This window comes from Suipraeoptans intestinalis (assembly GCF_009696485.1).
Lineage (GTDB): Bacteria > Bacillota > Clostridia > Lachnospirales > Lachnospiraceae > Suipraeoptans > Suipraeoptans intestinalis.
Window position 1 is genome coordinate 416,648 of record NZ_VULY01000018.1, and the last position, 25,853, is coordinate 442,500.

Here is a 25,853-nt window from a genome sequence, read left to right on the forward strand (position 1 = left end):
CTCTCATTTTAGCCGATCCCTACACTTCCAGGATCTTTCTTACCGTTTCTTTCATTTCATCCCGGTCACATTCCATCGTATGCAGCACCGTTGCCTCCAGAATCTCCTTGACCGCCTTCGGCATGGCCGTCCTTGAAACCTTCTCTAGCTGGTACAGCAGAGACAGTTCATCCCCCTTCTCCTCTTTTCCCAGTGCAGCCAGGACACTTTTTACAAATTTATACGGGCTGGCAGTCGAGGCGATCAGGCAGGGGCTTTGTGCCTCTTCCCGGTACCGTCCGCATACAGTGGAAGCAACAGCCGTATGGGTATCCATAACATAGCCTGTCGCCTCATACACTCTGCGGATCTCCGCGGCGGTTTCCTCTTCTGTGGCATATCCGCCCTGAAACTCCCGCAGGTTTTTGCGCATCGTATCCGATATCCTATAGGAACCCTTTTCTTTCAGCTCCTCCATGCACACCCTTACTGCCTCTGCATCTTCCAAAGAAGCATGATACAGCAGCCTTTCCAGATTGCTGGAGATCAGGATGTCCATAGAAGGCGAGGTCGTCAGGATAAACTCCCTGTTTTTATCATAGCAGCCGGTTTCAAAGAAATCATACAGCACCTTATTTTCATTAGAAGCGCAGATCAGTCTGCCAATCGGCGCTCCCATCCGTTTTGCATAGTAGGCTGCCAGGATATTCCCGAAGTTCCCTGTGGGAACTACCACATCCAACGTCTCCCCGGGTTGTATCTCCTGATTTTCCAACAGCTTCGCACAGGCGTACACATAATATACTACCTGAGGAAGCAGTCTTCCGATATTGATGGAGTTGGCCGAAGAAAAACGGTACCCCTTTTTCTTTAGTTCTTCCGCCATTCTCCGATCCTCAAACAGTGCCTTGACTCCGCTTTGTGCATGGTCAAAATTCCCGTGAAGCGCCACTACATCCACATTTGCACCCTTCTGCGTGACCATCTGCAGCTCCTGCACTTTGCTGACTCCGTTTTTGGGGTAAAACACGATGATCCGCGTCCCTTCCACGTCTGCAAAGCCAGCCATGGCAGCTTTTCCGGTATCTCCTGAGGTTGCCGCCAGGATCAGGATCTCTTCTTCCACCTGCTGTTTTTCCGCCGACACTGTCATCAAATGCGGAAGGATCGACAGAGCCATATCTTTGAATGCGATCGTTGCTCCGTGGAACAGTTCCAGGTAATACTCCTTTCCTATCTTGACCAGAGGAGCGATCTGCGAAGTATCAAATTTGTCATCATAGGCTTTTTCCACACAGCCTCTTAGCTCTTCCTCCGTAAAATCTGTCAGAAAAGCTCTCAGGACCGCATAGGCAGTCTCCTGATAATCCATTTTTCCAAATTGTTCCATGGTGTATGGGAGGGGCGGGATCTCTTCCGGAACATACAGGCCGCCGTCCGGAGCCAGTCCTCTCAGGATCGCCTGAGACGCCGTTACCTTCTCTCTGTCCCCTCTCGTGCTTTTATAATACAATTGTTTCTTATTTTCTTCCATCCTGTCCTTCCTCTATCTCCTGCTTCCTGCCGTTGGTGTAGTTCACCAATCCGCCAGCCTGGATCAGCTTCTGCATAAACGCAGGAAACGGCTGTCCCTGAAAGCTGGTTCCCTTGGTTCGATTATAGATCTTTCCACTGTCAAAGTCTACCTCTACCTCATCTCCTGCTTCAATCCCTCTTGCCGCCTCCGGACACTCAATGATGGGGAGTCCGATATTGATGGCGTTTCTATAAAAAATCCGCGCAAAGGTCTCCGCAATGATGCAGCTGACTCCGGCTGTTTTCAGGCAAAGAGGCGCGTGTTCCCTGGAAGAGCCGCAGCCAAAGTTCTTGTTGGCCACGATCATATCTCCTGGCCTTACGCTTCCCGCAAATTCCGGATCGATATCTGCCATGGCATGACTTGCCAGCTCCTGCGCATCGAAGGAATTCAGATATCTTGCCGGAATGATCACATCCGTATCTACGTTGTCTCCATATTTGAAAATACGTCCTGCCGCTTTCATGTTATACACCTACTTTCTCTGGATTTGCAATATAACCAAACACTGCGCTGGCTGCCGCCACTTCCGGCGACGCCAGATAGATCAGGGACTCCACATGTCCCATCCGTCCCACAAAGTTCCGATTAGTGGTGGAAACACAGCGCTCTCCCGCCGCCATGACTCCCATGTGACCGCCCATACAGGGGCCGCAGCTGGGGGTATTGACTGCACAGCCTGCATCTACAAAAATATCCATCAGTCCCTCCTGAATGCACTGCTTGTAGATCTTCTGGGTGGCCGGAATGACCATGACTCTCACATCCTGATGTACCGTCCGTCCCTTCAAGATCGCCGCTGCTTTCCTCATATCTTCGATCCTGCCATTGGTACAGGAGCCGATCACCACCTGCTGGATGTAGATGGGATCCATCGCCTCTACCTCGTCAATCGTTCTGGCATTTTCCGGCAGATGTGGAAATGCCACCGTCGGACGCACCTGATCCAGACAGACTTCTACCACTTCGTCATAAACGGCGTCCTCATCCGCCTCATAAACGGTGTACGCTTTCTTGGAATGCTCCGCCATATACGCTTCCGTCTCCCGGTCTACCGGAAAGATCCCGTTTTTTGCCCCCGCCTCAATGGCCATGTTAGCAATGGTAAACCGGTCTGCCATGGAAAGCTGGGAGACTCCCTCTCCCACAAACTCAATGGACTTGTAAAGCGCTCCGTCCACTCCTATTTTCCCAATGAGATGCAGGATCACATCCTTCCCGCTGACATAGGGGGGAAGCGTCCCTGTCAGAACGCACCGGATGGCCGACGGCACCTTGAACCAAAGCCTTCCGGTTGCCATACCGGTAGCGATATCTGTCGTTCCCACGCCTGTAGAAAACGCCCCCAGCGCTCCATAGGTACAGGTATGTGAGTCTGCTCCTATAATGCACTCTCCCGCCGTGACCACTCCTGCTTCCGGAAGTACCGCATGCTCTACCCCTGATTTCCCCTGCTCAAAAAACCACTTCAGTTCCTGCTGCCTTGCAAACTCCCTGATAGCCTTGGAATTCTCTGCAGATTTAATATCTTTATTGGGTGTGAAATGATCCGGAACCATTACCACCTTATCTTTGTCAAATACCTTCTGTGCCATTTCCTTAAAAATCGGAAGTGCCATTGGCCCCGTGATATCATTGGCCATGACCACATCCAGTTCTGCCTCTATCAACTGACCTGCTTCTACCTGATCCAATCTCGCATGAGCTGCCAGGATTTTCTGTGTCATCGTCATTCCCATTCCAACTTCCTCCTGTCCTAAAGCTTTGGCTAGTATTCTAACATAGATCCACAAATTCACGCAAGGAAGAATGCCAAACAGCCTTTTCTCATCAAAGGTTGATTAAATTATGCAAAAGAGACTCCCAAAAGCAAGCTCCCACCTGCCCTTAGAAGTCTCTTTGATGTTTTATATCAGTTTCGTGTCAGTTTCGGGGAATCATCGGATCCTTATTCAATCCTTATCCGATCCATGCTCCGCTTCCGGCAAAGCGATAGTTGGTCCCACCTACATTGATCACGGTGCCGGCTGCCATAGAGCCGTCTGCTTTCAGATAGTACCAGGTATTTCCCTGCTGCAGCCAGCCGGTCTGCATGGCTCCGCTTTCATTCAGGAAATACCAGCTTCCTCCCGTCTGTACCCAACCGGTCTGCATGGCTCCGCTTCCGTTTAGGAAATACCAGTTGCCACTGTCCTGTACCCAGCCGGTCTGCATGGCTCCGCTTCCATCCAGGAAGTACCAGGTATCTCCGTCTTTGGCCCAGCCGATCCGCATCGCTCCGTTTTCTGCCAGCAGATACCACTTTCCGCCGTCCTGCAGCCAGCCGGTCTTCATGGCTCCGCTTCCGTCCAGGAAGTACCAGCTTCCTCCTGTCTGTACCCAGCCGGTCCTCATAGCTCCGCTTCCATCCAGGAAGTACCAGGTATCTCCATCCTGTACCCAGCCGGTCTGCATCTTAGCAGTCTTTTTATCGAAGAAATACCAGCTTCCTCCGATTCCTGCCCAGCCCTTCTGCGCCTTGCTTTCAGAAGTCAGATAATACCAGTTGCCATCTGCCTGTACCCAGCGGCAGCACTCCAGATATCCCTGGGCATTAAAGTAGTACATTTCTCCTTCAATCTCCGCGATCTGCGCCTTTGGATAAGTCCCATCCGCATACCGGTACCATTTTCCAACGCTGTCTTCTCTCCAGCCGGCCTTTTCTTCTTCTTTTTTCGGCTGTGTCACTTTACGCAGGAAAGTCTGCGCCCCCTCTGCCTTTAATGCTACGGTAATACGATATTCCAGTTCCTTTCCGGTTGTATTTGCCGGAACACGCACGATCACCTTCTCCGGTTTCTCGTGTCTTTCTACTTTTACAGAAACGCCGTCCACCTTATTTTCGGTATCTTTCTCATAAACTTCCACCACTGCGTCCCAGTTATCCTTTGTCAGATGATCGCCCACTGCCGTCACAATGATAAAGTCTTCTTCTGCTTTTACCTCTTTGCAGCAGGTCTTTACGTCACGGATCACCGGAACCTGTGCTTCCTCTTTCGCCTTCACCACGATAGTTGCCTGTTTGGATTCCCCGCCTGTTTTCGGTGCCACAGTGATCGTGTAGGTTTTATCTTCTTTCGTATCATTTTTCGGGCATTCAAATGTAATGGTCACCTTCTGGGCCGTTGTCATAAAGTCAGGTATCAGCTCTCCGGAGGGATCTGCCTTAATGGTAATATTGTCCGGCATATCGAAGTGACTGATCCCGAGGCTGTCCAAAGCGGTTCCTTCTATCTCCAGGACTGCCTGTCCGCCCTCTGCCGGAAGCTCTGCACCGGATTTTACCGTTACACCCGTTACTGTAGTCACTTCTTCTACATACCCATCCTGCAGGATAGATACCGTCTTTGCTTCTGCGCCTTCTTTCACAGATGTTACGATCAGACGATATTCTCTTTCTTTCTCTGTCCTGTTTTCAGGAATCGCTATCATGCCTTCTGTAGCGGAAATCATGATTGTCTTTGCTGTCAGATCTTTTTTCTCTACTCCGTCCTCAAAGACCTTCACTTCCCTTGTGTAGTTCTCCGTTGTCAGGTTTTCTCCTTCCACTGTAAAGTCTACACGCTCTCCCTTTGCACTTACACGGGTTTTGTCTGCCGTTACTTTTGTGATCACAGCATCGACCGGCTGAGGCGTAACCTCTTCCTTCCCTTTTACTACAATGGTAACCTGTTTGGATTCTCCGCCTGTTTTGGGTACTGCCGTAACGGTATAGGTCTTATCTTCTTTCGCCTCGTTTGCAGGCAATCTCAACGTGGCCACTACCTTCGTCTGTTTTGTCGTATAGGCAATCTCTGCAGATGGATCCACTGATACTGTAATTCCATCCGGTTCATTGGTATGTTCTTCTTCCCGGCTGTCCAGGTCGGTTCCCAAAATATTGACAACAGCCGATCCGCCCTCTGCCGGAAGCTCTGCGCCGGATTTTACCTGCATTCTCTGAATCTCAGCCTTGGCCGGTTCCGGTATGGGTTCCTCCGTCCCTTCCCCTTTGGCCTGCTTGACAACTGCTGTCTGCCCTGACGCTCCTTCTATCGTCGGTGTTACGGTCAGACGATATTCCCTTTCCTTATTGGTCTTATTTTCGGGAATCGCCATTACTCCGTTCCCCTTCGTCCCGTTATTTTCAACGTTGATCTTGATAGGGCTTACTACCACTGCGGAAGTTTCTGCTCCATCTTCAAATACCTTCACTGCCGCTGTGTAGTTGTCCTTCGTCAGATTTTCTCCCGTTACCGTAAAGTCTACCGGCCCTCCTTTTGCTTCTACGTTGGCCGGATCCACCTCCACCTTCGTGATTACCGGAAGTAGTACCGGCTCCGGTGTCACGTTTTCCGCCTTTTTCACTATCACCGTCACCGTCTTGGACTCTCCCCCCGCCTTTGGCGTTGCCGTAATGATATAGGTTTTGTCCTGATCCGTCTTGTTTTCCGGAAAGACAGCATCAAACATTACATACTTTGCAGACGTCATCCATCCACTCAGCTCCACCGCCTCATCCGATGCAGAAATCTGAACGCCGTTGGGCGCCTCACTGGTCATCAGACCGTTGTTACTGTTATCCAGATCTGCTCCTCTTAATCTCAGATTTCTAAGGCCGCCTTCATGTGTGATCTCCACCGTCTCTTTACCGGTACCTACATCCACGAAACCGGTTAATACGGATTTAGGGATTTCTACGGCAGAATTTGTACCTTTTACTGTGATTTGAACGGATTTTGCTTCTCCCCCATCCTTTGGCGTTGCCGTAATGGTATACACTTTATCCGCCTCTTCTGTATTGGCCGGAAGCTTCGCCGTAAACACCACTTTTGAGGGACGCACCTCCCACGCAGAGAAGGTAACTTCCTGAGAATCCGCCGTAATATCCAGTTTGTCCGGCGCCTCAAAAGCTACTCCCGTTCCTTCTTTTAGCTTTTCTCCCGTGATGGTAATATCCACATTACCTCCCGCACTGGGAACTACCGGAAGGCCGCTGGTAATGGTCGTTACTTTGGTCTTGTCATCCACCGACGGCGCAGGCAAGTTGATCGTTTTCTGAAACGCCCGGTACCCGCTGGTGTCCTCTGTCGGCCAGAACTGCACGGCATAATTTGCCGCATAAATGTCTGTGTTCTTAGGCACCACCACCGTCACCGTCTTCTCCGTGTCACTTCCGGTCTGCTGGATAGAGCATTCTTCCGGCGTAAACTCTCTGCCGTTGGCACTGATCCTTGCTTTTACACCGATGGCTCCAAGATTTGTTCCGGTAACCGTGTACACCACCTGTACTCTTTCATCAGACAGCGTCGTTCGCTCCTTTTCCTGCACATCCGTAAGACTGGCGATCGCACGCACCTCTCCTGCATTCTCCGGGGGTGTATCGTCCCCTCCTGCTGCAAATACCAGACTTCCCTGTGAAAACACAAGGGCTCCTGCCAGCAGCAGACTGATGATCTTCTTTTTCATTCTCTCTCCTCCTGTTTTGTCTTCTTGAATTTCTCGCTCTGAGAACTTCTTCCATTATACTGGATTCTTTGACCCCTCTCCACCGTTTCAATGCATTTGCTTATTGGTTTTTTTTGTATATCAGCTTATTTATTTGTATTTTCTATATGTGGGGTTGTTCTTTTTTGAAATGCCCCAACAGGTGTCCCAGGAAACGTTTTGTAAAATATCTTTTTTGATTGATTGACGCTTTTCCCCCTTATTCTTCTCTTCTATTCATTTCCATTCCGAGTAATAAAAAAACAACAAACCATTATGATTTGCTGTTTCATTTATTCCGGACATGGTAAACTTGCGGTTGTTTGTATGATCAGCGTTAGAATATCGCTGAATAAAACGGAATCAGCATATGAAGCAGAATGATCCCTAGTCCGTATATCCCACCCATCAAAGCTCCGACTGTACAAAGCAGAATGACAGTCAGATTCATAATGATAGCCGCATACTTATAAATCTTTTCTTTGGAAAAAAATGCGAGCAAAATACAGCCATAGAAGCCACACCACAACCCATATTTCAATCCGTTTTTGTAGATCTCGCCTATCCCGCTCCTACCGATGCCACTTCCTGTTTCTGGCATACTCTTTTAATTCGTTCAACATACTCTGATGCTCTCTGGACTGCATCTTCGGAAAAGCTTTCAGCAGACGGTTCCCCACCTTGCTTCTGTAATCCATCATCTCCTGGTAGCGCTTCCGCAGCTCGGCCTGCGCATCCTCCAGCTTCTTTCTGCCCTCCAGCTGCATTTCTTCCAGTTTCTTTCTTCCTTCAGCCTGCACATCCTCCAGTCTCTTCTTCCCTTCCTTTTGCACTTCCAGCGTATCCAGAACATTTTCCGAAAGACTTTCTCCTACTTTATTGGACAGCACCTTCAATTCTGCCGCGATCTTTTCCATGGCTTCCAGCTTTTTATTCAGCTTCAGGATGCCCGCCACCGTCACATACAGGTCGGCTAACAGCGCACCTGTTAACAGTACCAGCAACACCAGCCCTACTGTGGTGGGGATTAACTGAACGCCTTTTTGTATCACCGGATGGATCAGCAGGACGATCGCCACCAGTGCTACTCCCCAGATCAGGGAAAACAAAAGGCAGACATATCCGCCGATATTGAAGGGACGATTGGAATAATCCCACCACTTGTGATGGAACAGCTTGTCCAGCACATAGCCCGTGATCCCTTCAATGACAGTCACCAGAACCGTCCCCACTATGTATAAAAGTAAAAGATTCGTCCGCAGTGGTTCTAAAAACAGCAGCACCACCGCAACCCCCACTCCATAGATGGGACAGATAGGGCCGTTTAAAAATCCGCGATTGACAAATGTCTTCTGTACGACTGTGGCATACATGACCTCCACACACCACCCCAGGATCCCGTAAGCAAAAAAATACCAAATAAACTCATATACCCTCATGAACAACTACTCCGCTTTCTTGTGTTTTCCATTTTCAAGAAGAGGGATCTCTATGGGATCGATGGCGTTCAGCGGATTTTCTATCTCACCTTTTTGCCTTCTTTTTCTCCTTTTAATGATTTCCCCCATTTTATTGTAGATCCAAAAAGAATAAACCAAGATCTTATTGGCCCTTCCCATCTTGTCTTTTGTCGTTTTTCCGTACAGCCTGCCTCCTGCCTCAACAGGCGCCTTTTCCCTGATCAAAGAGATCAGCTCGGTTTCACAGGTCACCCTCCGGGGCAGTATGGTATAACCTGTACCGATACAGTCCGGCCGATGTGAATCACTTCCTCCGATGCCCACCTTTTTGTATCGACTGGCAAGCCTGGAGGCTCCTTCGTTGGATTCTTTTGATTCGCAGGCATTAAATACTTCAAAGAAATCAAACCGCTTGGCAATCTCCGGCGCCCTGAAATACCTCTTGGTCGTGGCAAAGCTAAGATACTTCTCTCCACAGGGATGCGCCGGTCCTAAAATACCGCCGTGCCTGTGTACGATATCGATCAAAATAGACACTGGAAGCCCCCTCAGCTCCAGGATCCGCATCTTCACCTCCTGTGGCATGATGCATAAGATATGCCCCGCATCGCAGGTGTCGTATTCAATCCCTTTTAACACCACAAAATCTTTGTGGCGTTTCCCCTTTATATGTTCCTTCCAATAACGGTAACCTTTATAGGTGTCATGGTCTGTGATCAGCATCCCGTCAAATCCACAGTCTTTCAATGTGGAAATATATTCTTCCAGACCAACTTTGCTGTCAACGGAACCTTCTTTTACATGACAATGCATATCTATTTTCATGAACGGTTCCCCCTTTCCTCTTCTGACATGCGTATTCTAGTCATCCAGATCAAAAATGACAAATTCTTCTTCCTGGCTCTCCTTCTCTCCCGCTTCTTCTTTCCCCGCCTTTTTCTTGCGGGTCTTCTTTTCTCCTTCTACCCCTTCTTTTTCCTCTGCTTCCTCTTCTGACCATACTGTCTTTTGTTCCAGCTCCTCCCCTTCCAGAAGGAGAATCTCCTGGGAATCTTCAAGGCTTTCCTCCTCTGTGCCGTCTTCCTCCAGGATCCTTCTTGCCTGTTCAATTTCCGACTCTCTGGATTCTTCCTCTTTGATCTTTCTGGCGTAAACTTTTTCGTGCCGTCCTACTTTCCTGGAGTGCAGGATAAATTGAATCCAGATTCCGAGAATTGCCAGAATCCCTCCTACCGCATATCCTACGATGGGCTGCAGAGTGATGTCCAAAACCTGTTCTGCCAAAAACACCAGTGAAGTGCCTGTCATGAGTCCGCCGGCAATACCTGTCACCGTCATGATCATAGGTGTCAGAAAGATTGCCGCCAGCACAGCCAGCACCGTGATGATCCCCGCTCCGATCAAAACGACGATCTCAGCGCTCCTTCCGAAGAACATCTGTATGGCGGCTACCGTCGCCATTCCATAAACGCCCGTAAGGACAAAGGCTCCGATCCTCCGAAACACTGCACAAAGTATGCACAGCAGTACGCTGCTGCCCAGGATCACTGCCGTAGCTGTGGTCCCTTCCAGATTCATCAGCAAAACAACTGCGCTCCCTGCTGCCATTCCTGCAATCAGGCCCGACAAAGCAGCAAAGATACGGAAAAGCTTATATCCAAAAAAGCACAACAACAATCCCACTACAATGCTTATGATTGCAGATGCCAGTACGACCTGTGTGAAAGTTCCTCCTATGCTGCGGCTGGACGGAACCAGCTCAAACAGCAAAGACTTCCCTTGTTCTATCATTTGATCCATTTCTATTTTCTCTCCTTTGTTCCTCCGGCTTTTACGCCGTCCTCTTATAATTTCTTTTGTTGAAACGCCATTATACCATTATCCGGAGATTTTTTCCATGAAAAAAATCAGTCTGTGCTTTTTACAGATGTATGATCCGGTCTGCCGCACACGCTTTTTCTGCCATCCCTATCCCAGGTATACCACTTCCTGCTCTGGTTTTCTTGCCGGTTTTATCTGTAAAAGATGCAGGATCGGCTGGTACTGGCCCCCTTCTCCCGTCGGCTGGAAATCGTACCTTACCCGTACCCGCACCCACTTTCCGTTTTTTATGGAAACCTTTCTGTCGTATCTGCAGGGATATCCATAAAACCTCACGTCTGCCGCGCAGCAGGTCATGATCTTACGCACAGGAGCAAAGATTCCCTCTGCCATTCTTTCCGTTCGGAAGCTCTGTGCTGTAAACTCGATTTCCTTATCCTGATACCGCTCCGGATGATCATAGGCGTCTGCATACCAGATGCCAAAGTCATCATCCTCCACAACGATCCTGGACCCGTCCGTCCTGTAAGGAAGATCTTCTTTTGTTTCCTGAATGATCTTTCCGTCAAGATCCTCAAAGATCACCTGGGTCGCAGGATTCTGGATCCTCACAGCCCGGCGGAAGCCCGAACGGTTGACCTCTTTTCCGCACCGGTTTACCACCACCAGATCGGACAGCAATAACTGCTCCATTAGAAGATTCCGCATATTATCCAGATACAGCTGCAGCGTCTGACCGTTGACTGTTGAATAGACTCCCTGCAGTTCCCAGTTCTCTGGAAATGGCACAGCCGTCAGATTTTTCAGACTCCACATTCCATTAAACTCCAGAATCACCTGTACCGGCTCCTGCTCTCTGTCCCATTTTTTCAGCATCTCCGGTGTCAATTCCGAAAAATCCCTGACTCTTACCAGCGTGATCTCTTTTTCCTTCTTGTACGCTTCCGGGTAAGACACTTCTCCTTCTTCACAGAGAATCAAAAGCGTCCTGCCTTTTTCCATCCATTCCTGCTCCATCAGAGTTTCTCTGATCAGCGTCGTCTTCCCGCTGTCCAAAAACCCTGTACATACAAATACCGGTTTTTTCATCGTTTCCTCTTCCCTCTGCGTTACACACAGAACAGTCGTCCCAGCTCTTCTTCTGCCAAGCCTGTTCCGATCACGCAAAATCTGCCCGTATAGTCTGCTTTTCCTTCTCTTACTTCATACTCTCCCGGAATCAGGTCAAACTGCTTCCACCCTCCGTCTTCCATCTGTAAGATTCCTTTGGCCCGCAGGATCGTCCCATATCCTTCCGCCTCCGAAAGCGCTTTCAAAAGGAACTCCAGTTCCGCCTCTGTGTATCTGTGTACTGTCTCCTTCCCCCAGCTTGTGAACACTTCATCTGCATGATGATGGTGGTGATGGTGATGATCGTGCGCATGACGGTGGTGATGGTGGTGTCCATGGCCACAGCACCCCTGCTGCTCTTCCGAATGTTTGTGATCACATGCTCCTTCCGAGTGATGGCGACCATTCCCACAGCATCCCTTCTGCTCTTCCGGATGTTTGTGACCGCATGCTCCTTCCGAGTGATGGTGCCCATGCCCACAGCATCCTTTCCCGTGCTCTTCCAAGTCATGCTCTCCCTTGCAGGTACCCGTTTCTCCCTGTCCATGGCCACATGCTTCTGCATGAAAATGCCCTTCGTGTCCGTAGCTGCAACACTCTCCGTGCGCATGTGCCTCCTCTGCTCTCAGAAATCCTTCCGGCTCCCGATTCCCTTCCAGCGCCCCCAGCAGTGCATCCTTTCCCAATTTGCTCCATTCTGTGGTGACAAAGGGCGCCTCTCCGTTGATGCGGCGCAGAACGGATACACATCTTTTGACAGCTTCCTCTTCCATCATCTGTGTACGGCTCAGTACCACTGTTGTTGCATGTCTCACCTGATTTTCATAGAATTCTCCGAAATTTTCCAGGTACAGCTCTGCCTTTTTCCCGTCTACGACCGCCACAGCGCCCTCTATTACAATCTCGTCCTCTTGCAGATTCCTTACCGCTTTTATTACATCCGACAATTTTCCCACACCGGACGGTTCGATCAGGATCCTGTCCGGTGCGTAGGTATCCATCACCTGCCGCAGCGCCTTTCCAAAATCACCCACCAATGTACAGCAGATGCACCCGGAATTCATCTCCGTGATCTCAATTCCCGCATCTTTTAAAAATTCTCCGTCTATCCCGATCTCTCCAAATTCATTCTCGATCAAAACCAGCTTTTCCCCCTGAAAGGCTTCCTGAATCAGCCGTTTGATAAAGGTGGTCTTGCCTGCTCCCAAAAATCCTGAAATGATATTTACCCGAATCATAAAAAACTCTCCTTTTGCCATTGGTTACTTGATACTAACTTTATGGTGTGACATAACTCATTTTACCACAAATCTTCGACACTGTACGATTCTTCATGCTTTTTTCACAATCCTTTTAGAATCCCGGAAGAATCTCCTATCCTGGCAAAGCGTCCGGTAATGAGAGATTCCCCATCTGCGGCGGCCCGATTTTGCGGTATAGTTTTACACGGTCGCAGCGCAGTTTTCCCAGAACCAGGTTTCCACGGAAGGTAATTTCCCGCAAAATGCGCAAGACCTCCGGGAACAGCTCCCGAAGGTCTCGTATTTTTCTTCTCTTTTTTTCTTTCATCTGTCCGGCAAAGCTGCCACGTATTTCTGCCGCTTGTCCCGATATCTTTCGCCGTCCTACAGGATTCCTCCTATACTTAAAAACAGTGGTGCAAATACCAGAGAAACGATGGTCATTAGTTTGATCAGAATATTGATGGACGGTCCTGAAGTGTCCTTGAAAGGATCTCCTACCGTATCTCCTACAACCGCCGCCTTATGCGCTTCGCTTCCCTTTCCGCCGTGGTTGCCTTCTTCGATGTACTTTTTAGCATTATCCCAGGCTCCTCCGGCATTGGACATAAATACAGCCATCATAACTCCGGTCACCAGAGCGCCTGCCAGAAGACCTCCCAATGCATTGGGGCCCAAAAGCAATCCTACTGCCAGAGGCGCCACTACTGCCATAATCCCCGGTACCAGCATTTCTTTCAGCGCTGCCGTCGTGGAAATGGCAACACAGGACTTATAATCCGGCTTGGTCTTTCCTTCCATGATCCCCTCTATGCTCCTAAACTGTCTGCGCACTTCCTCGATCATCTGATAAGCCGCCTTTGATACGGATTCCATCGTCATGGCAGAGAACAGGAACGGAAGCATCCCTCCGATAAACAGCCCGATGATAACTCTGCTGTCCAGAATGTCAATGTTTTTCAGCTTTACAGACTCCGCATAAGATACGAACAACGCCAAAGCCGTCAAAGCCGCGGATCCAATGGCAAACCCTTTTCCCATAGCCGCCGTCGTATTTCCTACGGCATCCAGCTTGTCAGTGATTTTTCTGACGCTCTTATCCAGTCCCGCCATCTCTGCGATCCCGCCTGCATTGTCTGCGATGGGGCCGTACGCATCTACCGCAACTGTGATCGCCGTAGTAGACAGCATCCCTACCGCTGCCAATGCGATCCCGTAAAGCCCGCAGAACTGATAGGATAAAAAGATCCCGGCACAGATCAGAAGGATCGGAATGGCTGTGGATTTCATTCCCACTGCAAGTCCGCTGATGATCGTGGTTGCCGTACCTGTTTCAGACTGCTCTGCGATCTGCTTCACCGACTTATAATCTCCCGATGTATAAACCTCTGTAATGATTCCGATCAAAACGCCTACCACCAATCCGGATACGATAGCAACCGCTGCCTTGAAGTCTCCAAATAACATCCGGCTTAGTACAAAAGCTGCTACTAGTACCAGCGCGCTGGATACATAGGATCCCATTTTCAATGCCTTGTGAGGATCCGAATTGTCATCGCCCCGTACAAAAAATGTACCCAGAATAGAGGCTAGAAGTCCCAGTCCGGCAATCGCCAGAGGGAAGATGGCTCCCTCGCCTTTAAAATATACGATTCCCAATGTCACGGCAGAGATCAGCGCTCCTACATAGGATTCAAACAGGTCTGCTCCCATTCCGGCAACGTCTCCTACGTTGTCGCCTACGTTATCCGCGATCACCGCCGGATTTCTCGGATCGTCCTCAGGAATTCCCGCTTCTACCTTCCCTACCAGGTCTGCTCCCACATCGGCTGCCTTGGTATAGATCCCGCCGCCTACACGGGCAAACAGTGCGATCGAAGACGCTCCCAGACTGAATCCGGAAAGCACCTCCACGTTCCCGGTCAGGATATAGATAGCGCTCACTCCCAGAACCCCAAGTCCTGCCACGCACATCCCCATGACTGTTCCGCCTGCAAACGCAATGGACAGGGCCTTGTTCATGCCGCCCTCCCGCGCCGCATTCGCCGTGCGCACATTGGCCTTGGTAGCCACATTCATCCCACAGAATCCTGCCAGTGTGGAAAATACAGCTCCTCCCACGAAGCAAACTGCCGTTACCCAGTTGCCGATCCCCAGTCCGATCAGCAGGAACAGCACTACCACAAAGCAGACCAAAATCTTGTATTCTGCCATGAGAAAAGCCTGCGCTCCCTCGCTGATCGCCTTGGCGATCTCCTTCATCCTGTCTGTCCCCGCTCCCTGTCTGCCGACTTTGACTGCAAGCATCCCTGCAAACGCCAAAGCGATCAGTCCCAGAAAGGGGACTACCTTCAGTAACATTTCCATTTTTTTCATCCTCCCACAGATTTATTGTACTATTATTCTATCATAAAACTTACTTTTGCAAAGATTTTTTCTGTTTCTTTTTCAGTCCATAAAAAATTCTGTCAATTTTCACAAAAAGAGAAAAAGCCCTTATCTGGACTTTTCTCTGGCCAACAGCATGGCTCCCCTTGCACCTGCGTATCTTCCCTTCTCCGTAGGTTCCACCGGATAGTTTAATTTTTCACTTAAAATTTGGGCAAAATATCTATTTTCGCTGAGTCCGCCGGTCAGGATCACTCTGGCCGGAAGCGTCTTTTTTCCCACCAGCTGGCTTACTTTCATTGCTACAGAATCCACTACTCCCGCCGCAATATCCTCTCTGCTCCTTCCCTCTCCGATATAGCTGATCACTTCGGATTCTGCAAATACGGTACAGAGGGAGCTGATGGGCGCTACTTTTCCTTTTTGTGCCAGATCAAACAATTCTTCCAGCGTGATCCCCAGACGATTTGCCATCACCTCCAGGAACTTTCCCGTCCCGGCAGAACATTTATCATTCATGATAAAATCCTTTACCATTCCATTTTCCACCAGGATCACTTTAGTATCCTGCCCGCCTACATCGATGATCCCGCAGTCTTCCCCCGCCAGTTCGCGTCCGCCTCTTGCGTGGCAGGTGATCTCCGTGATCACATGGTCTGCAAAGTTCACCGCAACCCGTCCATATCCTGTCGCCACCACTTTGCTGTCTGCTGCTTCCACCTCGATCTCTTTTTCTTTCAGAATCTGCCGGATCTTTTCCGTCGTCTCCCGGCTGTTCCATCCTGTCGGCAAAACGAAATAACAAGTCTCCTGCCCTTCCTTTTGTGCCACCACCTTGGAGGCCGTGGATCCGATATCGATCCCCACGTAATTCACCGTCTTCACCTCTTTCTTCGCCGGACTACCGGCCTTTTTTGATTCTTCCTGATTCCTCTTGCGAATCGTAGCAGATTTCTTCCAGCACCAGCCCTTCCGGCGGAGCTGTAACACCTGCCTCCGTCCGCAGCTTCTGCTCCAGGATCTCTCCCACTCTTTCCGGCGGATAAAAGCCACGGCCTACCCGGATCAGTGTACCGGCTATGATCCGAACCATATGATACAAAAATCCGTTTCCACATACCTGGATCGTGATCTCAGAGCCTGCTTTCTGAATCCGGATCTCATCGATCCTCCGGACGGTATTTCTGACCTGGGTGTGAATGTTGCAAAAGCTTGCAAAATCATGGGTCCCCAGCAGATATCCTGCTCCCTGTTCCATTTTTTCAATGTCCAGCGGAAACGAAACATGGGCGCAGTATCTGGATCTCAATGGATCGATCCATGCTGCATTCCAAATATGATAAGAGTATCTTTTAAGGATCCTCTCCTGGTATCTGGGATGCCAGGAAGGCTCCACTTCATCCGAATGTCGGATCACGATATCCTTTGGCAGCTTCCGATTGATCGCATGCGCCATCCTTTCCGGCGGAATGGTGGAGCAGGTATCAAACACCGCCACATTTCCCCGCGCATGCACGCCGGAATCCGTCCTGCTTGCTCCGATCACGCAACAGCTTTCTCCCGTAACCTTCTCTATCGTTTTATTCAGTACTTCTTCCACGGTAATGCCATTTGGCTGAATCTGCCATCCACAGTAGTCCGTTCCGTCATAGGCGATCACCAGTCTGACTCTTTTCATGTCTGTCCCTTCTAAAATATCCAAAGTCGTAAGGGCAAAAAGCGCCCTGCCGCAATGGCCGCAATCATATACGCACACACGATCCCATATGCGATCCCATCCCATTTTCTGTACTGCAGCGGTTTCATCTTTGTTCTCCCCGCTCCTCCCCTGTAGCATCTTGCTTCCATTGCCATAGCCAGATCATTGGCGCGCCGAAAAGCGGATACAAAAAGAGGCACCAGGATCGGGATCATATTTTTTGCCCTTTGCAGGATGTTGCCGTTTTCCAGATCTGCTCCTCTTGCCAGCTGCGCTTTCATGATCTTGTCGGTCTCCTCCAGCAAAATGGGGATAAAACGCAGGGCAATAGACATCATCATAGCTATTTCATGTACCGGAACCCGGATCTTATTCAGAGGGGATAATAACCTTTCGATCCCATCCGTCAGCTCATTGGGTGTAGTCACAAACGTCATGATAGAGGATCCCACGATCAAATAGATCAGCCGAACTGCCATATAGACTGCCGTCCTCAGGCCTTCGTCTGTGACGGTGAAGATCCACCAATGAAAGAGGATCTCCCCCTGGCGGCTCAAAAACAGATTGAACAGCACTGTGATAAGAAGCAGCATCACAACCGGCTTCAGCCCCTTTACAATATAGAAAAAAGGGACCCTGGAGCACCGGATGATCCCCCACAAAAACAGTGTGGCAACCAGATATCCCGGTATATTCCGAAACAGAAACAATGAAATTAAAAACAACATGGTAGATACCAGCTTCACTCTGGGATCTAACCGGTGCAGCGGACTGTCTGCCGGATAATACTGTCCTATGGTAATATCTCGAATCATGCCTTCTTCTCCAATGCCTTTAGGATCTCCTCTGCCGCTTCCTCCACCGTCGTTACATCCGGTGAAACAGAAAGTCCTCTTCTTTTCAGCTCTCCCATAACGTAGGTCACCTGAGGAGCCAGAAGTCCTATCTTTTCCAACTCCCTATAGTGGGAAAACACCTCCTGCGGCTTATCGTTATAGCAGATCTCACCCTGGTTCATAACCACGATCCGGTCTGCGTACTCCGCAATATCTTCCATGCTGTGAGATACCAGAATGACGGTCAGGTTTCTGTCCCGGTGAAGCTTTCTTATTTGATCCAGGATCTCCTCTCTTCCCCTGGGATCCAGTCCTGCCGTAGGCTCGTCCAGCACCAGTACCTTCGGCTGCATTGCCAAAACTCCTGCAATCGCCACCCTTCTTTTTTGCCCGCCCGAAAGATCAAACGGAGAGCGCTGGTAATACTTTTCTTTCAGGCCTACAGACCTTAGCGCCATCAGTGCTCTGTCTTTGCATTCCTCCTCCGTCAGCCCCTGATTTTTCGGGCCAAAACAGACGTCTGTCAAAACATCGGCCTCAAACAGCTGATGCTCCGGATACTGAAACACCAGCCCCACCTCCGTGCGAAGCCGCTTCATATCATATCCATCTTCGTAGACATTCTTTCCCTCATAATAATAGCTGCCGCCAGTCGCCCGTATCAATCCGTTCAGATGCTGTATCAAGGTGGATTTGCCCGATCCGGTATGTCCGATGACTCCCACAAATTCACCTGTTTGGATCTCCAGGCAGATATCTTTCAATGCTTTTTTTTCGTATGCTGTTTTCTGCCCGTAAACATACTCTATATGTTCTAGTCTGATTGACATAATGCTTCCACCAATTCTTCCCTTCGCAGGATCCCATGCGGTATATCTATTCCCTTTTTCCTCAGTTCCTCTGCCAGTATCGTCACCTGCGGAACATCCAAACGGTATTTTTTCAGCAATTCCACCTGCGAAAAAATCTCCCGGGGCGTTCCTTCCATGACCACATGGCCATGATCCATCACCCAGATCCGGTCTGCATCCACTACTTCTTCCATATAGTGTGTGATCAGGATCACTGTCACACGTTTTTCTCTTCTCAGACGCTGTACCGTCTTCAGAACTTCCCGTCTTCCCACCGGATCCAGCATGGCCGTAGGTTCATCCAGTACAATGCATTTCGGCTCCATTGCCACCACACCTGCGATGGCCACTCTTTGCTTCTGTCCTCCCGACAGCTTGTTGGGAGAGTGATGCCGATAGTTCAGCATTCCCACGGATCGAAGGCTGTCCTCCACCCTTGTCCATATCTCGTCCTTGGGGACTCCCAGATTTTCCGGGCCAAACCCCACGTCTTCTTCTACCACCGTTCCAATGATCTGGTTGTCCGGGTTCTGAAAAACCATGCCGGCCGTCTGTCTGACATTCCACAGTTCTTCCGGTTTTCTGGTATCTCTGCCGTCCACCCAGACACTTCCCCCCGTGGGAACCAAAATAGCATTCAGATGCTTTGCCAGCGTCGATTTTCCCGATCCGTTGTGCCCTAAAATAGCTACGAAGCTTCCCTCTTCCATCCGGATATTGACGTCATCAATGGCTCTGGATACTTGGGTTACGTTTCCTTCTTCATCCTGCTTTTCATATTCAAAAATCAGATGCTCCGTTTCTACTATCGGTCTTTTTTCCCTTTGCGTCATGTGTTCTATACTCTCTCCGGCTGTGGGTATTCGATTCCCTTTGTATCTACTGTGATGGTTTTGATCTTCTGCTCTTCCAATGGCCGGTCTCTGAAATCAGTCTGGACTCCCGCGATTTTATTCACAACCTCCATCCCTTCCGTGATCCTTCCAAATGCAGCGTAAGCCCCATCCAGATGCGGCGATGTCTGATGCATGATAAAAAACTGAGAACCGGCAGAATCCGGCACCATCGTCCGCGCCATGGAAAGTACTCCCGGCTCGTGCTTCAGCTCATTCTTGAAACCATTCTGTGAAAATTCTCCCTTAATACTATAGCCGGGACCTCCTGCCCCGCTTCCGTCCGGACATCCTCCCTGGATCATAAATCCGCTGATGACACGGTGGAAAATGATTCCGTCGTAATACCCCTTATTGATCAGGGATATAAAATTGTTTACCGTATTGGGAGCCACATCGGGATACAATTCTCCTACCATCTTGTCTCCATTTTCCATTTCAATCGTAATAACTGGATATTCCATCATTTTTCTCCTTTTCTCTTTTCAGTAGTTTTCTTCGTGTATGCACTATTGTAACGGATTTTCCGTTTATCGTAAAGAACCGACTTCTTTTTCCCTGAAAGAATACCGGATCATCCCTCCCTTTTCCTCACTGCCTGTATTCCACAGTTTCCAAAAAGGTAATCTATGTTTTTTGCCGTAAGTAGCTGCCAAAAGATAGATCCCTTCCGGGCTTTCCTCGTAGCCTGTGATCAGAAACCAGTGCCAGATAAAATCCCGAAACAGTGCTTTGTCCTTGTGCTGTAGCATCAGATACGGAATAGGAAGTTCCTGCTCCAACTGGCTTTTCACCATCTGTACGGCTTCCTCGTAGGAGCGGTCCCCCGAAAAGCCCTCCAGCGCCAATCTTCGCCCATCTGTCTTCCTCTGATGATCCTCTATATATTTTTCCATTCCGTCTATATACCAGCTTAATCTTTTCACCCCTGACATTCTCGGTCTGATATAGGGCTTCATCTTCTGACTGAATGTTTTATAGGCTTCCCGATCCAACCGATCTACCTCTCCCAGCGGATAGAGACTGGAAAGTCCTTTTTCTTTTGCAAAATAAATACAGCTGTCACAAGCAGTCGCCGCTGCACAGCCGCCTATACGCATGACTATATTGGTGAACCAATCCTGATTCCCTCCGTAGCTGTTCCCAATGGTAAAATATCTTACTTCCTTTTTCATATACGTCCTTATCCAAAATTTTTATCGATCAGCCTGCAGTATTCCTCATAGGCAGCCACTCCCTGAAAGTCCCCTCTCAGCGCGTCTCTGACCCCCTTATAGTACCAGCCGATCACTTCTTTTTCCTTCATCCGGAAACGGTTCCAGAGTTCCTCCCCTGCAACCGGATAATCTCGGTCTATATCCCGCATATTTGACAGCTTATCCGCCAGAGCGATCATCTTCACTTCTTTTTCACATTCCGCCATGTGCCTGATGGTAGCTTGCTTTCGTTCCATCCATCCCTTTGTCTTATCTTCACTTTCACTTGCCACCAGATCCGCTATCCGCTTCGTAAATTGGTCACGGAGCACTTCCCAGGTAACTCCCTTACAGTCTTCTATCGTATCGTGCAGAAGAGCCGCACAGATGACTTCTTCGTCTTCCGTCATCGTTTGCACGATTTCTCCTACTTCTATGGGGTGTACGATATACGGTTTTTTTGTGCCTTTTCTAACCTGCCCTGCATGTGCTCTCGCCGCAAAATCCAGCGCTTTTTTTAACATCTTGCACCTCTTTCTTTTGATCCTGACCGGACTGACAGATAAATCATATCACTTAGGACTTTAATTGGCAATGATTCCGATATATAATGGTAGAGAATCCCTGCAAAGAGCCCTCCTGCCACATCCGGCGGATTTTTCTCTGCTCTGGATCTACGATGGAAATGGCGTATGGCAGAAAAGAAAGGATACCTCTATGAAAGAAAAATTTGTATTGATCACAGGAGCCTCCGGCGGCATCGGCTATCCTACCGCACTCCTGTTTGCTGCAAAAGGATATCACGTCATCGCCCATTGTCACAAACACCCAGATCGACTGCTTCAACTAAAAGAGGAACTGTCGAATTCTTACGGAGCCCCCTGTCATATCCTGTCTGCGGATCTTAGCTGCCGGCAGGACGTACAGTCACTTTTTCAAAAGGTTTATGAAATCTGTCCTGCTTTGGATGTTCTGGTAAATAATACCGGAATTTCTTATGTTGGCTTGTTTACTGATATGGCCTCCGAAGATTGGGAAACTGTTTTACATACCAACCTGTCTTCTGTCTTCTATTGCTGTCAGGAGGCGCTTCCCCCCATGATCCGTCAAAAACGTGGAAAAATCATAAATATTTCTTCTATCTGGGGGAGCACAGGCGCTTCCTGTGAAGTAGCTTATTCCGCAGCCAAATCCGGCGTCAACGGACTGACCCGTGCCCTGGCAAAGGAACTGGCTCCCAGCAATATCCAGGTAAATGCTCTGGCCTTCGGCGCCATCGACACTTCTATGAACCATCATCTTTCCGAGGAAGAGCGGATGCAGCTTCAAGAAGACATCCCCATGGGACGATTTGGCACTCCCGAAGAGGCTGCTCTGGCCATCTATACGCTGGCAGAAGCTCCTTCTTATCTGACGGGGCAGATCATTGGGGTGGATGGAGGATTCTGTTAGACATTCCGTCTTCAGCTTCTCCTCCATTTCCTCTCAGCAAAAAGGAGGCTTCAGCCGCACGACACTTCTCTTCCGTTCTTGTTTCTTCTACTTTTGAACCTCGCAAAATCTACACCCTGTCCGATGCATCTTCTATCGGTTCATTGGGGTGGACAATCTTATGTACCCATTCTTTTTTGATCTCCCAAATATTTCCACAAACCCTGAAAATACTCCATTCCTCGATTTCAAAAACCCTCTTCCAACTGTCTATGATCCGTTTTTCTTCCTCCGGATATAAGCCTTTATACCTACCTTCAAAAAATTCAAATCGGCTCTTAAATCCTCTTTCCTTCAATTCCTGCTTGTACTTTGCATCATCTTTAGCATCTTTGGGAAGGTAGATTCGATTTAACACATAATCCCATTTCACTTCGTCAAAATACACAATTTGATTTTTGGGAACATCCAGCACATAAACGACTGTTCCGTCAATTGGTTTCAAACAGTTCTGTGCACTGATAGAACACCAGATAGAGGCCTGCGCATATTCCGGCTTGGGTACGATCTTTTGCGCCTCTTTCGTGAACCAGTCATAGCTCTCCAGAAACAAAGGTGCAATGCTGCCAAAATGCATTTCCACATAAGCTCTGTGATTTAAAATTCTTCCGTCTCTTTCTAGGGCTCTCAAGGTTTTATCATTCTGTCTGGTATACAGACGAACCGTTTCTTCCATGTATTCTCCTTTCTTTTCTCTTTCCTTTTTCTTTTTTGCCTTCTCGCTGTTTTTAACAGTATAGTCCCATCTGACCTTCTCCTCAAGGGAAATTTCTTTTCCTTACCCCTTCCCTTCTGTTGTCTTCTTTTTTAGTATGCGGAACTAGTATATAGAAAATCAAAAGATCCTACAGCTTTATCAGATACCTCATAAAATTACACAAAAAATCCTGCAGACAGATATCTGCAGGACAAAACTCCCCGAGTTGGGTTTGAACCAACGACCCTTCGGTTAACAGCCGAATGCTCTACCGCTGAGCTATCGAGGATCATTCTTCTATTCTCCATGTACCTTCAAAACCACATACAAGTTAAGCATCCGTCTTCTACCGATTCCCTTTCGGTCATGCCCTCGACCGATTAGTAGCAGTCAGCTCCATACATTACTGCACTTCCACCTCTGCCCTATCTACCTCGTCGTCTTCAAGGGGTCTTACTACTTTCGTAGGGATATCTCATCTTGAGGGGGGCTTCACGCTTAGATGCCTTCAGCGTTTATCCCGTCCCGGCTTGGCTACTCTGCCATGCACTTGGTAATGCAACAGATACACCAGCGGCCAGTCCATCCCGGTCCTCTCGTACTAAGGACAGCTCCTCTCAAATATCCTACGCCCACGCCGGATAGGGACCGAACTGTCTCACGACGTTCTGAACCCAGCTCGCGTACCGCTTTAATGGGCGAACAGCCCAACCCTTGGGACCTACTTCAGCCCCAGGATGCGATGAGCCGACATCGAGGTGCCAAACCACTCCGTCGATGTGAACTCTTGGGAGTGATAAGCCTGTTATCCCCAGGGTAGCTTTTATCCGTTGAGCGATGGCAATCCCACTTTCTACCACCGGATCACTAAGTCCTAGTTTCCTACCTGCTCCACCCGTCGGTGTCGCAGTCAAGCTCCCTTCTGCCTTTGCACTCTTCGAATGGTTTCCAACCATTCTGAGGGAACCTTTGAGCGCCTCCGATACCCTTTCGGAGGCGACCGCCCCAGTCAAACTCCCCACCTGACATTGTCCCCAGACCGGTTCACGGCCTCTGGTTAGAAATCCAATACTGCAAGGGTGGTATCCCAACAGCGACTCTGTGACAACTGGCGTCATCACTTCCTCGTCTCCCACCTATCCTGTACATACAATACCGAATCCCAGTATCAAGCTGGAGTAAAGCTCCATGGGGTCTTTCCGTCCTGGCGCAGGTAACCAGCATCTTCACTGGTATTTCAATTTCACCGGGTGCATTGTTGAGACAGTGCCCAAATCATTACGCCTTTCGTGCGGGTCGGAACTTACCCGACAAGGAATTTCGCTACCTTAGGACCGTTATAGTTACGGCCGCCGTTTACTGGGGCTTAAGTTCAAAGCTTCGACTTTCGTCTAACCTCTCCCCTTAACCTTCCAGCACCGGGCAGGCGTCAGCCCATATACCTCACCTTTCGGTTTTGCATAGACCTGTGTTTTTGCTAAACAGTTGCTTGGGCCAATTCTCTGCGGCCAGATTCCTCTGGCACTCCTTCTCCCGAAGTTACGGAGTCATTTTGCCGAGTTCCTTAACAATGCTTCTCCCGTCGGCCTTAGGATTCTCTCCTCATCCACCTGTGTCGGTTTACGGTACGGGCGCGATGAAAACAATAGCGGCTTTTCTTGACACATGGCTCACATACTTCCCTACTCTTCTTCGGTACGCGTCACGTCTTCAGATTGCTGTACGGTTTTTCCTTTACAGCTCCTACCTCGCTTGCGCCGGTCTTTCCATTCCCGGCTTATGCTTTCCACGTGTGTCCCCACAGTTCTGTCCCATCGCGGTACAGGAATCTCTACCTGTTCTCCATCGACTACGGCTCTCGCCCTCGCCTTAGGCCCCGACTTACCCAGAGCAGATCAGCTTTACTCTGGAAACCTTGGATATTCGGCCGGAAGGATTCTCACCTTCCTCTCGCTACTCATTCCGGCATTCTCTCTTCCTGATACTCCACAGCTCCTTCCGGTACTGCTTCTTCACATCAGCAATGCTCCTCTACCAATCAATTCTTCATTGATTCCTGAGCTTCGGTAGTGTGTTTCAGCCCCGGACATTTTCGGCGCAGGACCTCTCGACTAGTGAGCTATTACGCACTCTTTGAATGTATGGCTGCTTCTAAGCCAACATCCTAGTTGTCTTTGAAATCCCACATCCTTTTCCACTTAACACACATTTTGGGACCTTAGCTGCAGGTCTGGGCTCTTTCCCTTTCGACTGTCCAACTTATCTCGTACAGTCTGACTCCCGTTCATCATCTACGCGGCATTCGGAGTTTGATATTCTTCGGTAAGCTTTGACGCCCCCTAGGAAATTCAGTGCTCTACCTCCGCAAGACTTGATTCGAGGCTAGCCCTAAAGCTATTTCGAGGAGAACCAGCTATCTCCGGGTTCGATTGGAATTTCTCCCCTATCCACACCTCATCCCCACCCTTTTCAACGGATGTGGGTTCGGTCCTCCATTGCCTTTTACGGCAACTTCAACCTGGACATGGATAGATCACCCGGTTTCGGGTCTACTCCGACTGACTCTTTCGCCCTCTTCAGACTTGGTTTCCCTTCGGCTCCGTCTCTTCTAAGACTTAACCTCGCCAGCCAGCGTAACTCGCCGGACCGTTCTACAAAAAGTACGCGGTTCATCTCTTATGGATGTTCCACAGCTTGTAAACATATGGTTTCAGGTTCTCTTTCACTCCCCTCCCGGGGTTCTTTTCACCGTTCCTTCACAGTACTATGCGCTATCGGTCACTAAGGAGTATTTAGCCTTACGGGGTGGTCCCCGCTCCTTCCCACAAGGTTTCTCGTGTCTCGTGGTACTCTGGATCCCGCTGCCGTCTCCTTCTCTTCGCTTACGGGGCTTTCACCCTCTCTGGCTGGCTTTCCCAAAACCATTCTGCTCAAGTTGAAGTTCAGCTTCTGCGGTCCGAACCCGCCCGTGCTCGCACGGACGTTTGGGCTCTTCCGGGTTCGCTCGCCGCTACTTCCGGAATCACGTTTGTTTTCTTTTCCTCCGGCTACTTAGATGTTTCAGTTCACCGGGTTCCCTTCCTGACGTTATGTGTTGGCGTCAGGATGAC

The 25,853-nt window shown here is 49.3% G+C and carries 20 protein-coding genes, 1 tRNA gene and 1 rRNA gene (1 of these 22 cut by a window edge); 1 reads left to right on the plus strand and 21 read right to left on the minus strand.

The window, feature by feature from the left end:
- Window positions 1–19: 19 nt before the first annotated feature.
- The 18 genes from thrC to FYJ34_RS02705 form a co-directional block, all read right to left on the minus strand.
- On the minus strand, window positions 20–1,513 hold the full coding sequence (gene thrC / locus FYJ34_RS02615) for a threonine synthase (protein ID WP_154476019.1): 1,494 nt from the start codon (window positions 1,511–1,513) through the stop codon (window positions 20–22).
- Complete coding sequence (locus FYJ34_RS02620; RefSeq protein ID WP_154478789.1) at window positions 1,500–2,021, minus strand: 3-isopropylmalate dehydratase small subunit; 522 nt, start codon at window positions 2,019–2,021, stop codon at window positions 1,500–1,502. Before FYJ34_RS02620 ends, thrC begins: the two co-directional genes overlap by 14 nt.
- A gap of 1 nt (window position 2,022) precedes the next feature.
- Window positions 2,023–3,294 carry a 3-isopropylmalate dehydratase large subunit gene (gene leuC / locus FYJ34_RS02625; RefSeq protein ID WP_154476021.1) on the minus strand — a complete coding sequence of 424 codons (1,272 nt, stop codon included), beginning with the start codon at window positions 3,292–3,294 and terminating at the stop codon, window positions 2,023–2,025.
- A 220-nt stretch (window positions 3,295–3,514) separates the two neighbouring features.
- Complete coding sequence (locus FYJ34_RS02630) at window positions 3,515–7,042, minus strand: N-acetylmuramoyl-L-alanine amidase family protein (protein WP_154476023.1); 3,528 nt, start codon at window positions 7,040–7,042, stop codon at window positions 3,515–3,517.
- Between the two features lie 590 nt (window positions 7,043–7,632).
- Complete coding sequence (locus FYJ34_RS02640; RefSeq protein ID WP_154476027.1) at window positions 7,633–8,499, minus strand: putative ABC transporter permease; 867 nt, start codon at window positions 8,497–8,499, stop codon at window positions 7,633–7,635.
- A 6-nt stretch (window positions 8,500–8,505) separates the two neighbouring features.
- On the minus strand, window positions 8,506–9,345 hold the full coding sequence (locus tag FYJ34_RS02645; protein WP_154476029.1) for a PHP domain-containing protein: 840 nt from the start codon (window positions 9,343–9,345) through the stop codon (window positions 8,506–8,508).
- A 36-nt stretch (window positions 9,346–9,381) separates the two neighbouring features.
- Window positions 9,382–10,320 (minus strand): ABC-2 transporter permease, encoded by a 939-nt coding sequence (locus tag FYJ34_RS02650; RefSeq protein ID WP_154476031.1) that lies wholly within the window; start codon window positions 10,318–10,320, stop codon window positions 9,382–9,384.
- A 168-nt stretch (window positions 10,321–10,488) separates the two neighbouring features.
- Window positions 10,489–11,430: a TIGR03943 family putative permease subunit gene (locus tag FYJ34_RS02655; protein WP_154476033.1), complete on the minus strand. Its 942-nt coding sequence runs from the start codon at window positions 11,428–11,430 to the stop codon at window positions 10,489–10,491.
- 20 nt (window positions 11,431–11,450) lie between these two features.
- On the minus strand, window positions 11,451–12,689 hold the full coding sequence (locus tag FYJ34_RS02660) for a CobW family GTP-binding protein (protein ID WP_154476035.1): 1,239 nt from the start codon (window positions 12,687–12,689) through the stop codon (window positions 11,451–11,453).
- A gap of 387 nt (window positions 12,690–13,076) precedes the next feature.
- Window positions 13,077–15,059, minus strand: coding sequence for a sodium-translocating pyrophosphatase (locus FYJ34_RS02665; RefSeq protein ID WP_154476037.1), 1,983 nt, complete (start codon window positions 15,057–15,059; stop codon window positions 13,077–13,079).
- Window positions 15,060–15,188: 129 nt separating this feature from the next.
- Complete coding sequence (locus tag FYJ34_RS02670) at window positions 15,189–15,956, minus strand: acyl-CoA dehydratase activase (RefSeq protein ID WP_330582506.1); 768 nt, start codon at window positions 15,954–15,956, stop codon at window positions 15,189–15,191.
- Between the two features lie 25 nt (window positions 15,957–15,981).
- Window positions 15,982–16,758, minus strand: coding sequence for a tRNA pseudouridine(38-40) synthase TruA (truA, locus tag FYJ34_RS02675; RefSeq protein ID WP_154476039.1), 777 nt, complete (start codon window positions 16,756–16,758; stop codon window positions 15,982–15,984).
- An 11-nt stretch (window positions 16,759–16,769) separates the two neighbouring features.
- Entirely contained in the window at window positions 16,770–17,594 is an 825-nt protein-coding gene (locus FYJ34_RS02680; RefSeq protein ID WP_154476041.1) for an energy-coupling factor transporter transmembrane component T family protein, read from the minus strand.
- Window positions 17,591–18,445 (minus strand): energy-coupling factor transporter ATPase, encoded by an 855-nt coding sequence (locus FYJ34_RS02685; RefSeq protein ID WP_154476043.1) that lies wholly within the window; start codon window positions 18,443–18,445, stop codon window positions 17,591–17,593. The genes FYJ34_RS02680 and FYJ34_RS02685 overlap by 4 nt, the downstream gene beginning before the upstream one ends.
- Window positions 18,430–19,299, minus strand: coding sequence for an energy-coupling factor transporter ATPase (locus FYJ34_RS02690; protein ID WP_154476045.1), 870 nt, complete (start codon window positions 19,297–19,299; stop codon window positions 18,430–18,432). Before FYJ34_RS02690 ends, FYJ34_RS02685 begins: the two co-directional genes overlap by 16 nt.
- A 5-nt stretch (window positions 19,300–19,304) precedes the next feature.
- Entirely contained in the window at window positions 19,305–19,823 is a 519-nt protein-coding gene (locus tag FYJ34_RS02695; protein WP_154478791.1) for a peptidylprolyl isomerase, read from the minus strand.
- A gap of 66 nt (window positions 19,824–19,889) precedes the next feature.
- Window positions 19,890–20,534 carry a hypothetical protein gene (locus FYJ34_RS02700; protein ID WP_154476047.1) on the minus strand — a complete coding sequence of 215 codons (645 nt, stop codon included), beginning with the start codon at window positions 20,532–20,534 and terminating at the stop codon, window positions 19,890–19,892.
- A gap of 8 nt (window positions 20,535–20,542) precedes the next feature.
- Entirely contained in the window at window positions 20,543–21,079 is a 537-nt protein-coding gene (locus tag FYJ34_RS02705) for an HD domain-containing protein (RefSeq protein ID WP_154476049.1), read from the minus strand.
- A 193-nt stretch (window positions 21,080–21,272) separates the two neighbouring features.
- Between FYJ34_RS02705 and ymfI the strand changes: the two genes are divergently transcribed.
- Window positions 21,273–22,007, plus strand: coding sequence for an elongation factor P 5-aminopentanone reductase (gene ymfI, locus FYJ34_RS02710; protein ID WP_154476051.1), 735 nt, complete (start codon window positions 21,273–21,275; stop codon window positions 22,005–22,007).
- A 109-nt stretch (window positions 22,008–22,116) separates the two neighbouring features.
- Here ymfI and FYJ34_RS02715 read toward each other — a convergent pair whose 3' ends face one another.
- The 3 genes from FYJ34_RS02715 to FYJ34_RS02725 all read right to left on the minus strand — a co-directional run.
- A complete protein-coding gene (locus FYJ34_RS02715; RefSeq protein WP_154476053.1) occupies window positions 22,117–22,722 on the minus strand; it encodes a DUF3841 domain-containing protein in 606 nt (201 codons plus the stop codon).
- Between the two features lie 238 nt (window positions 22,723–22,960).
- A tRNA-Asn gene (locus tag FYJ34_RS02720) sits at window positions 22,961–23,032 on the minus strand.
- A gap of 71 nt (window positions 23,033–23,103) precedes the next feature.
- Window positions 23,104–25,853, minus strand: a 23S ribosomal RNA gene (locus FYJ34_RS02725); it runs 145 nt beyond the window's last position.